This window comes from Bacillus sp. T33-2 (assembly GCF_002860205.1).
Classification (GTDB): domain Bacteria; phylum Bacillota; class Bacilli; order Bacillales; family Cytobacillaceae; genus T33-2.
On sequence record NZ_PGVB01000016.1, the window covers coordinates 67174 to 81273 of the forward strand.

General features: G+C 39.7%; 18 protein-coding genes and 1 pseudogene. 13 read left to right on the forward strand and 6 right to left on the reverse strand.

The genetic code is table 11. From position 1 onward, the window contains the following. The first annotated feature begins 34 nt into the window (after positions 1 to 34). Complete coding sequence (locus CVD19_RS12840) at positions 35 to 424, forward strand: VOC family protein (RefSeq protein ID WP_101582259.1); 390 nt, start codon at positions 35 to 37, stop codon at positions 422 to 424. A 241-nt stretch (positions 425 to 665) separates the two neighbouring features. Here CVD19_RS12840 and CVD19_RS12845 read toward each other — a convergent pair whose 3' ends face one another. Then, positions 666 to 1529, reverse strand: a complete 864-nt coding sequence (locus CVD19_RS12845) for a DUF1672 domain-containing protein (protein WP_257985123.1) — start codon at positions 1527 to 1529, stop codon at positions 666 to 668. An 891-nt stretch (positions 1530 to 2420) separates the two neighbouring features. Between CVD19_RS12845 and CVD19_RS12850 the strand changes: the two genes are divergently transcribed. The 9 genes and pseudogenes from CVD19_RS12850 to CVD19_RS12890 form a co-directional block, all read left to right on the forward strand. Continuing rightward, on the forward strand, positions 2421 to 2753 hold the full coding sequence (locus tag CVD19_RS12850) for a YwqH-like family protein (protein ID WP_101582261.1): 333 nt from the start codon (positions 2421 to 2423) through the stop codon (positions 2751 to 2753). Between the two features lie 35 nt (positions 2754 to 2788). Beyond that, positions 2789 to 3073, forward strand: a complete 285-nt coding sequence (locus CVD19_RS12855; protein ID WP_101582262.1) for a DUF5344 family protein — start codon at positions 2789 to 2791, stop codon at positions 3071 to 3073. Between the two features lie 23 nt (positions 3074 to 3096). Next, positions 3097 to 4668, forward strand: a complete 1572-nt coding sequence (locus tag CVD19_RS12860; protein WP_101582263.1) for a ribonuclease YeeF family protein — start codon at positions 3097 to 3099, stop codon at positions 4666 to 4668. 19 nt (positions 4669 to 4687) lie between these two features. Then, positions 4688 to 5485: an ABC transporter ATPase gene (locus CVD19_RS12865; RefSeq protein ID WP_101582264.1), complete on the forward strand. Its 798-nt coding sequence runs from the start codon at positions 4688 to 4690 to the stop codon at positions 5483 to 5485. After that, the gene (locus tag CVD19_RS12870; RefSeq protein ID WP_101582265.1) at positions 5478 to 6293 is read left to right on the forward strand and encodes an ABC transporter ATPase; all 816 of its coding nucleotides are present in this window, start codon (positions 5478 to 5480) and stop codon (positions 6291 to 6293) included. The genes CVD19_RS12865 and CVD19_RS12870 overlap by 8 nt, the downstream gene beginning before the upstream one ends. Positions 6294 to 6298: 5 nt before the next feature. Continuing rightward, on the forward strand, positions 6299 to 6751 hold the full coding sequence (locus CVD19_RS12875) for a hypothetical protein (protein WP_101582266.1): 453 nt from the start codon (positions 6299 to 6301) through the stop codon (positions 6749 to 6751). After that, on the forward strand, positions 6748 to 7215 hold the full coding sequence (locus tag CVD19_RS12880; protein WP_101582267.1) for a DUF5085 family protein: 468 nt from the start codon (positions 6748 to 6750) through the stop codon (positions 7213 to 7215). Before CVD19_RS12875 ends, CVD19_RS12880 begins: the two co-directional genes overlap by 4 nt. A gap of 214 nt (positions 7216 to 7429) precedes the next feature. Next, positions 7430 to 9793, forward strand: coding sequence for an EAL domain-containing protein (locus CVD19_RS12885; protein WP_101582268.1), 2364 nt, complete (start codon positions 7430 to 7432; stop codon positions 9791 to 9793). 145 nt (positions 9794 to 9938) lie between these two features. Next, a pseudogene (locus tag CVD19_RS12890) lies at positions 9939 to 10099 on the forward strand (transposase); the annotation flags it as partial. 237 nt (positions 10100 to 10336) lie between these two features. Here CVD19_RS12890 and CVD19_RS12895 read toward each other — a convergent pair. The 3 genes from CVD19_RS12895 to CVD19_RS12905 all read right to left on the reverse strand — a co-directional run bounded on the left by CVD19_RS12895 (position 10337) and on the right by CVD19_RS12905 (position 11172). Beyond that, positions 10337 to 10432, reverse strand: coding sequence for a YjcZ family sporulation protein (locus CVD19_RS12895; RefSeq protein ID WP_101582269.1), 96 nt, complete (start codon positions 10430 to 10432; stop codon positions 10337 to 10339). A 50-nt stretch (positions 10433 to 10482) separates the two neighbouring features. Then, a complete protein-coding gene (locus tag CVD19_RS12900; protein WP_101582270.1) occupies positions 10483 to 10605 on the reverse strand; it encodes a YjcZ family sporulation protein in 123 nt (40 codons plus the stop codon). 333 nt (positions 10606 to 10938) lie between these two features. Next, positions 10939 to 11172, reverse strand: coding sequence for a hypothetical protein (locus CVD19_RS12905; protein ID WP_101582271.1), 234 nt, complete (start codon positions 11170 to 11172; stop codon positions 10939 to 10941). 593 nt (positions 11173 to 11765) lie between these two features. Between CVD19_RS12905 and CVD19_RS12910 the strand changes: the two genes are divergently transcribed. After that, positions 11766 to 12317, forward strand: a complete 552-nt coding sequence (locus CVD19_RS12910; protein WP_142383526.1) for a hypothetical protein — start codon at positions 11766 to 11768, stop codon at positions 12315 to 12317. A gap of 172 nt (positions 12318 to 12489) precedes the next feature. Here CVD19_RS12910 and CVD19_RS12915 read toward each other — a convergent pair whose 3' ends face one another. Together CVD19_RS12915 and CVD19_RS12920 are read right to left on the reverse strand one after the other, a co-directional pair. After that, the gene (locus CVD19_RS12915; protein ID WP_101582273.1) at positions 12490 to 12585 is read right to left on the reverse strand and encodes a YjcZ family sporulation protein; all 96 of its coding nucleotides are present in this window, start codon (positions 12583 to 12585) and stop codon (positions 12490 to 12492) included. A gap of 49 nt (positions 12586 to 12634) precedes the next feature. Then, a complete protein-coding gene (locus CVD19_RS12920) occupies positions 12635 to 12757 on the reverse strand; it encodes a YjcZ family sporulation protein (protein WP_101582274.1) in 123 nt (40 codons plus the stop codon). A gap of 336 nt (positions 12758 to 13093) precedes the next feature. On the opposite strand from CVD19_RS12920, the gene CVD19_RS24750 reads away from it, so the two are divergent. Both CVD19_RS24750 and CVD19_RS12925 read left to right on the forward strand, forming a co-directional pair. Further along, positions 13094 to 13333, forward strand: coding sequence for a hypothetical protein (locus tag CVD19_RS24750; protein ID WP_180953615.1), 240 nt, complete (start codon positions 13094 to 13096; stop codon positions 13331 to 13333). Beyond that, entirely contained in the window at positions 13321 to 14076 is a 756-nt protein-coding gene (locus tag CVD19_RS12925; RefSeq protein WP_180953616.1) for an HAD family hydrolase, read from the forward strand. Before CVD19_RS24750 ends, CVD19_RS12925 begins: the two co-directional genes overlap by 13 nt. Positions 14077 to 14100: the final 24 nt, after the last annotated feature.

Genomic DNA, 14100 nt, shown 5'->3' on the forward strand with positions numbered 1-14100 from the left:
TTCACTAAATTCATCGAAAAATAGGAGAACATAAATGGCTATTAGAAAGATAGAACATGTAGGTGTGATGGTATCAGACTTAAACAAGTCAATTGCATTTTACAAGGATATTTTAGGATTCGAATTACTGGATCAGTTCGATGCTAATGAACCTTCTGTGAACCTGGCCTTTTTAGGCGATAAGGAAAGTGGACAAATTTTTGTTGAGCTTATTTCGGGTAAGACAGATACTTTTCCAGTCGAAGGGAAGGTCCATCACTTAGCCTTCACAGTTGATAGTATTCAGGAAGAAATTGAACGACTGACATCACTTCAGGTAGAATTCGCAACGGAAGAACCTGAAATATTGGTAAACGGTTCCAAGTACATTTTCTTTAAAGGACCAGATGGAGAATCGCTCGAACTATTTCAGCCTGGAAAATGAAAACTATTAAATCAATTAAAGGTGGCTGCCAAAAACTACTAGGTCAGCCTCTTTTGAAGCAGGGGGACAGTTCTCTTGCTTCTTTTTCTTTATAACAATATAACTTCGATTCTTGCATCCACTAACGGGTAGATAAAAGCATGATAACCTGCCAATTCAACTAAGTCTTTATCGTTATATATCGATTCTTCGTTATTTATATTGGGTGAACCCATAATTGTATTCATCTATTCACCTGCTTTTAATCTTTAATAATATAATCGGGAAAAGCTCGTTTTAACGAATTATCTTTAGCACCTTCTGAAGTTTGTGCATGAATTAAATTATCATTTAGATAAAAGCTATAGGTCCCTTTCGGAATAGTAGTCATTTCATCCAAATCTCTTGAAACTTGTGTGAATACCTCTTCACTTGGTTCCGCCTGCTTTTGCTTCATAAATAACTGGATATTTATTTGGAAGTTATCTTTGTCAAATAAGCTTTCATTATAGGTATTTCTCAAGTTTTCAATACTCTCATCCGGGTTTTGTAAGTATAGGTCATACACCGGCTTAATGGCTGCATCATCAGCATCTGTTGAAATAAAGTAATAAGGGGTCATAAAGCCATGCCCGCCAACATTTTGAAGGGCTTCCTTCGTTTTCCCGGTGATTTGTCCCTCAGCTTCAAGTGAAGCGAAATAATCATCAAGTTGCCCAAACTCTTCATGAAAAATCATGTGATATAAGCTACCTTGGATGGCATTTTGTACCTGATAATCATCTGCCCAGATTTTTTCCGTCAGGACTTTCTTCTTTTGCTTATCAACCGGCACAACTGCATAGGTATAAAAATGTGGTTCCCCAGCAGACTCTACAAATACAGTTGCCCCATCACGGGTACCGACCACATTATGTACCTTTATATCAGTTTTGTAGTATTCCTGAAAAAACTTTATTGCCGCTTCCTCAATCTGATCTCTATTTGCTTCCGCTAATTTATCGGTTTCCTTCCCGTCTGCAAGACCGTATCCCTCGCCTTTATATTCCTGTACACTGACCATCGTGTCCGTAGAAGTATAAGCCTCTGTTTTTTTTTCACTATCTCGATTGTTATTTGTACTCATACCAGAACATCCTACAAGCATTAATGATATCCCTACACTGCAGAGTATGATTTTCATTTTTTTATGCATTATTTTATATATCCTCCCAAAGGAATGTGGCTAATTAGAATTTATACCCATTATTGCATTGTGGTCAAATAAGGTTGTATTAGTTATTTCCTTTTTTTAACTCTCATCGGGTTATCCTTCTTAAACCAACCTTCAAGAGATGAAAGAACGCAGTAATCATTAACAAACCAACAAAACGTTTGGTTCAATTTATTCTCTTTGGGTGATTCCTCACAGGATGGCTTTTTAGATCATTCGTTTAAAGGTAGAGCGGGAGCTTCCAACTCCGTCGTATTTTTCAGGGATTACTTTTAACATGGTGCCGATGTTGGCATTACAGACACCAGGAATTTTCGCAGCAAAACGAATGTTCATATAAGGTTGTTCAATCGAATAGGGGAAATGTCGTCAAATATGAGGTAAAAGCTTTTGATTCTGCCGTATCAGCATATGAATTTGAAAATAAGGCGATCAGGGAAGATAGCGCAGTTATTTTTGTAAGTGAAAGGCTGTTGAAGCTTGTATTCAGGGAATTAGGATTACGTTGCCTAATACCTTTCAGTACAGGACAGCCTAACCATTGCAAAATTTTGTAAAAAACGGGTTATCATGAAAAAATAAGTGGTATGAATTAGTGGTTTAGTTTTTTTGAAACTTGAGTCCTTTTTCCTGTTTCGTTTTGAACAATATGGAAAAAATCATTCGAATTATCTATTCAAATTCAAGGAACGTTTTGGAAAAATAGGGTATAGAAACAGTTTGCAAATCGGCCTAGTTCATAGTAACCAACATGAAAAGCGCAAACAGTCATCCAGCTCAGGCTAGAATGAGGGGTGGGAAAAAGTGCTGTATGATTACCACTCCCTGGTACGAAAGAAACAGGGAGAAATTCACCGTTTGACCATGTGCCAGTCGGATTTAAGGCAAAAACAGCAGTACTTTTTACAGTTGCCTAATCAGTGTCTTGAACCCGAGCTTACCCCAGACAGCTGGGAAGGGCAGAATACAATAAGGTTTCAAAACATACGTGAGGACATGAAAGTACATATTCTTAATCTTGCAGAAGATCAATTCAACCGAATCATAAGCACCTTAAATACCAAGATAGATTTTCTACATTCAGAGATTGCCTCCATTCAGCAGATCATTTCAAACCTTCAGCAGGAGTCAAGCTAGAAGACTATGTAATCGCATATACGAGGAGGATGAACATGGCAGAAATCAAAATGGAGTATAGAGAGATTGAAGCAAGCCTCGCCGCTATGAAGGATACTTGCGGATCGCTTCAGCCGCAGGCCCCTCAGCCTATTTCGGGAAATGAACTGCAATGCGCCGAAAAACTTGCGGATATCGCCATAAGACTCCAAGCTCTTTTAACTAGGTACCAAGCAGTGCTAACACAAAATATTTCATCAGCAGAAAATTCAGTGGAATATATGAGGCAAACCGACGTACAGCTTTCCGGTACCATGAATGGCCACGTACGAATTCAGTAAAAAGCGGCAAGAGAGGTGAAAACGTGAAGGTCTTAAAAGCAGAACCTTTTCTTGAAGGAATCTCACTTCAGCAGCAGACGCTCACACGCCTTGAAGGCGAAATGGAAGCAATTTTAAAAGCAGCAGAAAGCTTTGCTGGCATGGAAGAAGCACTTAAAGGAAAGGGAGGAGGAGCACTCCGCTCATTTTATAAGGATTGCCATGTCCCCTTCATTCAGTATTTCATAACCTTTAAGAATCAGTTTAACACCACACTGGACCAGATTCAGTCTGCACTAAATTCACTGGAACCCCATCCTTCAGGTGTAATCCGCCAGCACTTCCTGGAAGGCGAACTCCAAGCGAAATTAAATGAACTCAAGCACCTGACAGAAAGTTTGACAGATGAAGGAAATGCGATAATCAATACAGTATCAGACATTGTATCTCTTCCCAAGCTGGATGACAGCAGCTTTCAGGATGGTGTCCGCAGAGCGATGAAGAAAATAGAAGATACCATTAGTGATCTTCACGAATTTGACAGGACCCAGACAAATGCACTAGATGTAATTGATGAAGATATCATCATAATGGAACAATGGCTTGCCGACCTTGAGGGGATGGTAACGGATGGGCTGGTGAACAGCAGTTTTCCTGCCGAACAGTGGAAGGAGTATTCATCTGTTTCTCCTTTAACGACTGAGTTGGCGAAGCGGATGGTGAATACTGGCTCTGTTGGTGAAGGGACAGAAAAGGATAATACAGGAAATGTTGCTGGTGCCATCCCTTTTATGCTGGCAGCCAAGGATCATGTTGGGAACGCCAAAAAAGCAAATACCGCGATTACAGGCGCAATATCCAGTTTCAGAATGTATATGGCAGGAAAGAACAATGGTTTAAGCATTACAAAGGTATATAACCCTAACACCGGGAAATACAGCTATCGCTTGCATGCGACCGGCAAGGCCCTAAGAGCTTTGGGCATTGAGCCGGACTCCAAGGCATATAAAGAATTAATGGCAGGAGTTCCCAAAGGCAGCAAACGCTTAAATGACAAGCACTATAAAATAGCTGCAGATAATAAAGCAACACTAAAATATGCGACAAAAAAACCGGGTCAATCAGGCTGGTCAGGAGTGGGAGATGAAGTACTAAAAAGCCATCCTTCACTAGATTATTGGAATGACAAGGCAACAACATTTGAAAAAGCGAAAACAGTCGGAAAAGCAACGCTTTCCGGGGCAGGGAAATCTTTTAAGGATGCTGTTGACTTTAAAGGGATTGTAACGAGCGGACCAGTAAAGGGTGCAACAAAAGCCCTCGGACCGTTATCGGCGGGTCTAACATACTATAGTAATCACAATAGTGCAAAAGAAGCAGGTTTATCCGGAGAACAGGCTGTCAAAAGGGTAGCAGTGGATACTTCTATTGATATGGCCGTTTCTGGTGCGGTTCAGGCAGGGAGTGTGGCGTTTTTTACTGCTGCAATTCCGATCCCAGGGGTAGGAACTGCAGTTGGAGTTGCTTTCGGTATAGCAGCGAACACCATGCTAAACAGTAAGGACAAAAAAACGGGAAAATCAATTATGGATAACATTAAAGGTTGGTTTCACTAAGTATCAGGAGGATTGTATTATGTTGGGAAAGCTTTCAGAAAAGGATTTTGCAGTATTAAGAGGACCTTTGGAATCAGGACGACAAAGTCCACAATCGTTAAGCGGCACATTATTTTTGGGTTTATTTATACAAGCTTTAATTGTTTTCTTAATTTATAATACAACAGAGTCTACTGTTTATCCAAATGTTGATCAAATAAAAACAATCCACTATTGGACTACTGGGGCCCTTATGGTTTTATCGATCCTTTATGCCTTTCCTTTTGTTTATAAAAGAGGTCAAAAAATACAATATTTATTGGGAATCCTTGTCTCTCAAAATGCGGGTGCAGCAAGTATGTTTTTAGGAGCAATATTCTTCATTGGAGAAAGCGATGCGGCCCGTGTAAATTCTCTTATAAATCTCACGTTTATGTCACTTGCTATAGCATTGGTTCTATTTATTGTCACTTATATTCGATTCTACATACTGCTTAAAAAGGGCAAATACAGAGAAGGTTCTGATAGAGATATTTTGAGACAGAGATTTGAAGCAAGATCGTACTTACCGATTGCAATAGTCGGCAGCACAGGATTAGTTCTTATACTTCAATACTTGATCAGAAATGGGGTAATTGATTCAATCGAATCAATATTATTGTCAGTACTTCCGCTGCTAATCTTTTACACTATGATTTTTGTTCTTCCTGAACAACTTGTTATTCTTTATTGTAAATTTCGGTTTAAGAGCTTTAATTTTAATGAAAGAGGCTATTTGTATTCTACGAAAGATTCCCTTCCAAAAGAAAATAGTATTGGGCGAATAGACAGTGTTTAGAAATCTGTGCGAAGAAGATTTTGCACTGCTAAGAGGTCCGTTAGAATCAGGCAGACAAAGCCCCAACTCCCTCGGAGGGATTCTTTTCCTGGGCTGTTTCCTTCAATGGCTGCTTTTTTATTTAATATATACAGTAACCGCTGAAATGACTGTCTATCCAAACGTTGAATCTATTAAAACTATTCATTTTTGGTCCACAATTGTGCTAACTATTCTTTCAGCTATTTTTGCAATTTCAGCAGTTTATAAGAAATTTGAAAAGTCTCAATATATAGTATCAATCATTGTATCTCAAAACCTGTTCGGTATTTTTCTTTACTTAGGTGCACTTTTTTCTATTGGTCAAGAATCAGAAGCAACAGAAGAGTTTTTAATCACATTTACATATATCACTTTGGGGGTTGCTGCTGCGCTGTTTCTTGCAACATTTATGCGATTATATCTTCTCCTGAAAAATGGTAGATATCGTGAGGGTTCAGCTAAAGGGGAGCACAGAGAAAAGTTTGACACCACTTCTTATATACCAGTTGCCATTGTAGGAAGTACTGGAATTGTTCTTATTATAATTTCCTTAATTCGAAATGGATTAATAGGCGGTTCATTCGAAACTGTTTTATTTACTGTACTTCCTTTGCTCATCTTCTATACAATGATCTTTGTACTTCCGGAGCAGCTTGTAATCCTGTATTGCAAGTATCGCTTTAAGAGCTTCAATTTTAATGAAAGTGGCTTTCTGTATCCTATGGAAGAAATGAAGCCTATTTCAAAAAGAGTGAGTAAACGCCCGGTAAAAATCCGGAAAGGGTGATATCAATGGAGGTACGTTCACTGCAATTTGATTGTTTGTTTGTCTACCGCAGACATGGTCTCAAGGAAAAATGGCAGGAAGGCCTGTATTATCTGGAGGATCTGGAGCTGAATCAGGAAGTATACAAAAATGGGCCTGTATTTTTCTCCTTTAAAAGCGATCAAAATGATCCGGAAAGAGGAGAATTTACTTATTATCTGCCCATCAATGGACCGGTTGTTGTAAAAGAAGATGCAGACTTCGAGTATGTGGATAGCCTGCATATTGAAAAAGCACTTGTCTTAAGGCAGGCAGATCAGGAGGCAAATTTTACAGCCGCACATGAAAAAATGAGAATTTTTGCATCAAAGGAAGGAATCCCTCTCGATCAAACTTACTACTGTGTCATGCTTGATGTGTACGGAGAAATCATCATCGACCTTTATATCCCGATGCTGGAACGGAGAGATGCGAGTTGATTAAAGAACAGCATTACATTACATACCGCAATGTCGCGTCCAAGCTGTATAATTTTTACCCAGAGGAAATACGCGTTGCAATTGAGGACCTTACAAACATCCTTGAAGGATACGGATACACTACATCAGGAGACCTTTTTTATTCCATTCTTAGTGATCCACAAGCAGAGATTATGACGGCCGAGATCTTTTTGCCGATAGAAGAATCGTTTTTAGCAATACCGAAAGAGGAGGAAGTTCTTTTTCGGAGTTACTTTACAATTAAGAATGCGATTGTGGCGAGGATTCTCGACCAGTTTGATGAACAGTCTCAGGTGAAGTACTGGGAGCTTGCTGCTTATGCAGAGAATAATGGCATGAAGCAGGCCACTCCTGTTTTCGTGGAATATAAGCGGACGCATTCCGGGAGATTTTATATTGAAATGAGCTTTGGGGTTGAATCCCGCGTATCGGCCAAGATTTAATTGAGGTAGCTGTCCTTAATTTAGGGAAGCATCGGAAGCATCGGGACGGTTCTGATGCTTCTTTTTATTCGATGGAAGTTCCGCACTTAAGTTTTCCGGCGTCCTTACCTATAAATAATCCGGATTGATGAGCCGATAAAAGAAAGAGATGAAATAATCTCCATTTGTCATATTTTATATTTTTGCCTTTTTTTGAGGTCACCAGGAGGAGATCATGTATTCTTTTTCAAGTTTTCATCTTTTTGATTTTCGCTTTGTTGCCCTGACAGTCCTTTTTTCAATGATTAGCTGTATCATTGGAGTTGAAGCGAGCGTACGGGTGAAAAAGCAGACGATGCAGGGTAAGAGTTTAGTATTTAGCTCTGCAATTTTAGCCATCACTTTCTGGCTTACCCACTTTTTTGTGTCGGTCTCTGTTGATATACCATTTTCAACAACACATTATGATTATGCTATATATGCTGTTTTAAATTTTCTATTATGCTTTGCCGGGTCTTTCGTCGCTCTAAAAATGGCTCAGTTTCGCGTTGTATCCGAGAAACAATATCTCCTTGGAGGTTTATCCATTGGTGCCATCATTATTGGCGCGGATATAAGCGGGTACTTCATTTTATTTAGGGACTTAGTGGAGGTTAAACTAATTATCCTGTTAATTGCATCCCTTTTAACACTGGGAGCTTCCTTTTCCATCTTGCGATTTTTGCTTCAAATTACCAATGAGGATTCCAGAAGTGTCGGAACAAAATGGAAGCACATTGGCTCGGTTACTGCGGGGGTTTCATTTGCGGGAATTCCGTATATATCAATGGTTTCACTCCTCAATTTAGACTCCATTAACCCCTCTGTATATGAGATGATCCTTCCGTTTATCTTTGTCGTGGCAGCAAATCTCGGGATGGCCCTTGTGCCGGATTTATTAGGGGGCAAAATTTTAGAAGAAAATGTACAGTCCTATACTTCGCTTTTTAACTACAATCCGGGTGCAGTGTTTTCTGTGGGCCTGGATGGACGTATCATAAAAACGAATCGAGTCGCAACCAAAATCACGGGATTTACAAGTGAAGAATTGATCGGCAGACATATAAGTATGTTTTTTCAAAAACCGGACAATGAAAGGATCCCGGCGATTTTAAAGAACGTATTGAACGGAACCATTTCAAATATTGAAACCCAGTTTGTCAATAAACAGGGAAGCTTGAAGGATATTAAAATTACTGCAGTCCGTACGCTGGTGAATGGCCAAATCACAGGAGCATTTGGAATTGTCGAAGATATTACGGATCGAAAATCTGCAGAAAGGAAAGTGGAATATCTTGCCTATCATGATGAACTGACCGATTTGCCGAATCGAAGAATGATGAGAAATGTAATGGCTAAATATGCGGAGAAGAAGTATTCATTTACTATAATGCTTTTAGATTTTGACCGGTTTAAAAGAATTAATGACACTTTCGGCCATTCCTTTGGGGATAAGCTCTTAATTGAGATTGGGAAAAGGCTGCATAAAAGTGTTGGGGATGAAGGGACCATTGCAAGACTGGGTGGGGACGAATTTTTAGTGCTGCTTCCTTCCAATAATTATAAAACATTGGCAGATCATATCATTGAAAGCTTCAGAACTCCTTTAATTGTGAACGGCTATGAAGTTATGCTGACAGCCAGCATGGGCATTGCTTGGTTTCCTATCCATGCAAGAAACGTCAATGACCTGTATAAATTTGCAGACATGGCCATGTACTATTGTAAGGAAAATGGCGGGGATGGCTATTCGGTCTACAGTGAAGAAATGGCAGAAAAGACCCTTAATCAGCTAGGGATTGAGCAAGATTTACGAAACGCCCTTCAGAACAAGGAGCTAATGCTTTATTTTCAGCCGAAATACCATACCAGCAAAAATGTATTAACAGGTTCAGAGGCATTGTTAAGGTGGAAACATCCTGAAAAAGGTTTTATTCCTCCAAATGTGTTCATTCCTATTGCCGAAGAAAGTGGACTTATCGTTATTTTAGAGACGTTCGTTATTACCGAGGCATGTAAAGTTCTCCGTGAGTGGAAGGTAAAAGGAAAAGAAGTCAAAAGGGTTTCAGTAAATATTTCGTTGATCACTATTTTGCAGGAAGGCTTTGTTTCCTTTATCCAAAATCAATTAAACGAATTTAACCTGGACGGGGAACTGTTGGAGCTGGAAATAACTGAAAGAATTGTGATGAAAAACGAAGAAGATGTCAATTGCATATTACAGTCCCTGCGCGAAAAAGGAATCAAGATTAGTATAGATGATTTCGGAACTGGGTACAGTTCATTAAGCTACATAGACAAACTAAATGTAGACATATTGAAAATTGACAAATCCTTCATTGATAACATTGAAAACAACAAAGAAGTCGTAACCGCGATCATCTTCCTTGCCAAAAACCTGAATTTGCAGGTGATTGCAGAAGGCGTCGAAACGGAAAACCAGATAAAGCTTCTCCAGGAAATAGGATGCGAGGACGTTCAGGGTTATTACTATTCACCCCCGATTCCAATTGATGAATTCGAGCAGAAACATTGTCAAACGGAGAGGGAACTTGTTTAAGAAGCATGGGGACGGTTCTCGTGCTTCTTTCTTTTTGCCTGTAATGTTATAAAAAGAGTGTTTATAACATAACCAAAAAAGTGGAAGAGTATATGAAACACGCATTCTTGCGATTTATAGTAATAACAACGATTCCAATCACACCTACTCTTTGCGCCGGATTGCCAATCAATTGACCGAGAACATCACTTTTATGTGGCTTTCAGGTAAACAACAGCTGCATTTCCGGACCATTAACCGATTCCGATCCGAGAGGAGAAGGATGTCATCTATGAAACCTTATTTTCCATTGTGGACTTGCTTCGGCTTATGCACATAACCTTAAAAAGTGGGATTCCATGGATTCAAAAACTAAAAGAAAAAGCAGAATAAGGGGAGGAAATCTCCTATTTTAATCTGTTTTTCTTCCATTAAACTCCATTTAACCACCGAAAATAAAAAACTGACTCAGAAGATCGTTAATCAACTACCTTTTGAGTCAGCCTCTTTAACCGCCCTTCATTTGAAGTTACTGGTTCGCGGTAAATGAGCCTTTAAAACGATTTAATAAAACCTACAAGAACATCCAACCACAATGATGAGAACGAATAGCACAACGATTAACGCAAATAAACGTCCTCCTCCATATCCTTCACTCATATTTATCACCTCCAAATATTTTTAATTTCCGTGAAATATATCTGCTGAAATTAATAAAAGAATGCTGTACCTACAATGATTAATAGGATGAACAATACTACAATTAAAGCAAAACCGCCGCCGTAGCCGTAGCCGCCGCCATAGCCGTAGCCACCACAAGATCCCCAGCACATATGTCTCACCTCGTTTCATGTTGTTTTCAACTTCAATATAATCATATGTTTTTATAAACAAAAGGATTGGACAAATTACACGATTTCAGTAGAAATGATCATGTGCATAGACGAAAGAAAAAGCGTATGCGAAATGCATACGCTTCTTCTTAAAGAGGTGCATATGGGTGCAGGCACCAATGGCTAGGGGAGAATTCGATTCTCTTACAATACGATATGGAAAAAGAACAATAAGTAGTGGACACATGTCACTGTAGTAGAAAAATTCTTCAACTGGCGAATAACAAAAAAAGGAAGCCTGATTACCGCTTCCTAATCTTTAGTTACATGAATTTAATCTTCTGCCACATCTTTGATGGTTTGTTCAAGGGTATCGGTTAATTGCCTGGCTTTGTTGTCATTTTCCTCTTCAGCCTCATCTTGCGCAGCGACAATATAGCTTTCAAATCGATTCAACTGCGCAATAATGTCGGTTTGAAGTTGGTATAACACATATTTTCTTGATGTACCATTGGTTCTCAGGCAGGTAACCCATATTTCTGAAGTCATCCTTTGCGATTTTTGCAACCCAGCCCTTAAATTTTTTAAGGATTCAACAAAGATACCACATTTCTTGAAAATCTTAGAGTTTTACAAAGGATGTGTTCAGTATGCACCTCCTAAAACGTTCATTGTGGAACCGAAATACAGAAAGGGAAGTATGGAACCTCAGCCTTCATGATCTGGAAGCCTGCCCATATGTGGAGATACAGCGTAATATATATTCCGAAAAGATTATTAATGAGAAAATTAACCGTTTAAAGCATACTTTCTAAGTGATAAATGGGCGAACGAACCTTGCAACCTTCTGGAAGAAATGCATTTCCTGTTGTGATCATTCTGATCGATACTCGTTATTAAATAGAAAACCCTCATCTGCGAGCATAGCATTCAGCAGGACTGTTTTGTATCAGCCGAAAAATCAGGCAACAATTATTGGTCCTTTAAAGTCAAAATCATCGGGAAAATCGAAAAAGTGGAGTGAACTATTTGAGTGGTATATTAAAACCCATATGACATTATTGAAAATAATAATAATTCTCTATAGTAAATAACCAAACCTGTATGCAAGATCAAGCATAATGTATCCAAAAGGACATGACAGGAAGGATGCGACAGGGTTGGTGGAGAATGAAAATAAGCGGAACCCATTGTTTCTGTTTGGAGAAAGAAGGCAAACAACAATTGACAAAGAAGGAGAACGCGCACAAAATATTCCAAATGATAAAGAAACCGATAGTAAATTAACCCGGGACCCACATTGGTTTTGGGGTTTTCCAAGGAAAGAACCAGCACTCCATATTAACGATACTCAAAATGATGTGAGTGGGTTGGTGGAGAAGCGTGATAAGGTAAACCCAGAGACAAAAGACGACATTGACCAATTTTCATTGTTACCAATTGAGGAAAGAAACCCGAATGAAATCTTAAAAGAACCCACTAACAAATCAACCCGGGGTCCAGATTGGTTTTGGGATTTTCCAAGGGAAGACCAATCTTCCCAAACCAAGTATTCCCAAAATAGTTTAGAGAAGATTCTTAACGGAATAGATCAAGAATGGCTTTTCGAAACCATTGATACTGTTATATCTTTGCATGAACAAATAAAGTCTTTATCAAAAGATTTCAAGCCACTTCTTGATCCACTTACCAAAAAATTCAAATCAAAATGACTAACCACCATAGTTACACAATGGTCAATCCGAAGAACAGGGGAGGCAACTTCTTGCCTCCCTTTTAAAAATTATGTATTATAGTTCGACGCCTAAGGTGCCTTTTCTAAAAAAAATTAAATAAAAGGACAAGTTTAGTGACCTGTCCTTTTACACCCTTCTACCAAACTATTTAATAAAACCTACAAGAACATCCAACCACAATGATGAGAACGAATAACACAACGATTAACGCAAATATACGTCCTCCTCCATATCCTTCACTCATATTATCACCTCCAAATATTTCTAAATTTCCGTCAAATATATTTGCTGAATTAATATACGAAGGCAGTACCTACAATGATTAATAGGATGAACAATACTACAAGTAGAGCAAAACCGCCTCCAAATCCGTAGCCGCCACCATAGCCGTAGCCACCACAAAATCCCCAGCACATATGTCTCACCTCGTTTCAAGGTGGTGTTTTAATTAACAATAAAATAATATGTTTTTTAAAACAAAAGGATTGGACAAATTACACGATTTAAGTAGAATCCACACTTGTCATGTTATAGACGAAACAGAAGCGTATGCAAAATGCATACGCTTCTTCTTAAAGAGGTGCATATGGGTGCAGGCACCAATGGCTGGGGCAGCTTTACAATACTATATGTAAAAAGAAAAATAAGTAGTGGACACATGTCACTGTAGTAGAAAAATTCTTAAACTGGCGAATAAGAACGCAAGGAAACTAAGAGAAACGGCCGACCAGTTCGGAGTGGGGCTTTACCAGATGTCGAAACAGCATGGAAGGAATCCGGTCGCATCACTTGTGGTCCAAAAGGACGGAATCCAGGGTGCGGTGTGCGTAGATAAAGACGAAGCCATTGCCCTGGCTTCTTACTGGATCAAGATCGGCCTGTCGGACATCTGCAACAGGTTCCTGACCACAGCATTTCTGACATTCTTTCCCTCCAACCGAAGTGGGGTGCTGTTTTTCAGTGGAGAAGGCTATCCGCGTTGGGGAGATTAGATTCCAATGATCAATTGGACGAGCAGCTTCCGGGTATAATCAAAGACCTGCAGGACAGGGGGATCGTCTTTGTCCTGACCACAGGGCGGTCAGTCGTGGGGGCAAAACTGTACGGAGAACGTCTTGGAATCTCCCATTATGTGTCTTATAACGGTGGGTATGTTCTGTCAGATGGTGAAGTCATTCACGATGTGAAGGTTCCCGGAAATCTGGCTGAAATGCTCTGCTTGCACACAAACGAATTGGGAGGAACCTTTATCCATTATGCCTATCACACATCCCGCTCGAATCAACCGCCGATTCCGCTTCCGATGGAGTATCTTCTCCCTGAAGCCGAAAAATCGACTGGAGAGGACATCCGAAAAGACGTTCACCGAGTCGTTCTTTACCTTGAGGAAGAGGACAGAAGCAGGTTAAAGCCTGAAGTCATTGGGCCGGCATGCTTTGATGAGGGAGACCGGCTTGAGGTATTCCCAGAAGGTTCAAAATGGACAGGAATTCTTCCGCTCATTAAAAAGCTCGGATTTTCCCCGGACGAGACGGTTGCAATCGGGAACGGGATGAACGATATGGAAATGATAACCGAAGCAGGTTTTGGAATTGCAATGAAAAACTCTCCGGCACCCCTGTTGGAGAAAGCGGATTGGGTCACAGAGGATCTGGATCATAACGGCGTCACTGTCGCCCTTCAGAAAGTGTTCCAGATGGAGATGGAAAAACAGACTTCCCTTATCGTCAGCTAATTTAGTAAAAAAACATAGAAAAAG

Bases quoted from the DNA above. Each gene is read 5' to 3' on its own strand.
- CVD19_RS12840 (WP_101582259.1), top strand. From the start codon at position 35: ATGGCTATTAGAAAGATAGAACATGTAGGTGTGATGGTATCAGACTTA.
- CVD19_RS12845 (WP_257985123.1), bottom strand. From the start codon at position 1,529: ATGAGTACAAATAACAATCGAGATAGTGAAAAAAAAACAGAGGCTTAT.
- CVD19_RS12855 (WP_101582262.1), top strand. From the start codon at position 2,789: ATGGCAGAAATCAAAATGGAGTATAGAGAGATTGAAGCAAGCCTCGCC.
- CVD19_RS12865 (WP_101582264.1), top strand. From the start codon at position 4,688: ATGTTGGGAAAGCTTTCAGAAAAGGATTTTGCAGTATTAAGAGGACCT.
- CVD19_RS12875 (WP_101582266.1), top strand. From the start codon at position 6,299: ATGGAGGTACGTTCACTGCAATTTGATTGTTTGTTTGTCTACCGCAGA.
- CVD19_RS12885 (WP_101582268.1), top strand. From the start codon at position 7,430: ATGTATTCTTTTTCAAGTTTTCATCTTTTTGATTTTCGCTTTGTTGCC.
- CVD19_RS12895 (WP_101582269.1), bottom strand. From the start codon at position 10,432: ATGAGTGAAGGATATGGAGGAGGACGTTTATTTGCGTTAATCGTTGTG.
- CVD19_RS12900 (WP_101582270.1), bottom strand. From the start codon at position 10,605: ATGTGCTGGGGATCTTGTGGTGGCTACGGCTATGGCGGCGGCTACGGC.
- CVD19_RS12915 (WP_101582273.1), bottom strand. From the start codon at position 12,585: ATGAGTGAAGGATATGGAGGAGGACGTATATTTGCGTTAATCGTTGTG.
- CVD19_RS12920 (WP_101582274.1), bottom strand. From the start codon at position 12,757: ATGTGCTGGGGATTTTGTGGTGGCTACGGCTATGGTGGCGGCTACGGA.
- CVD19_RS24750 (WP_180953615.1), top strand. From the start codon at position 13,094: ATGTCGAAACAGCATGGAAGGAATCCGGTCGCATCACTTGTGGTCCAA.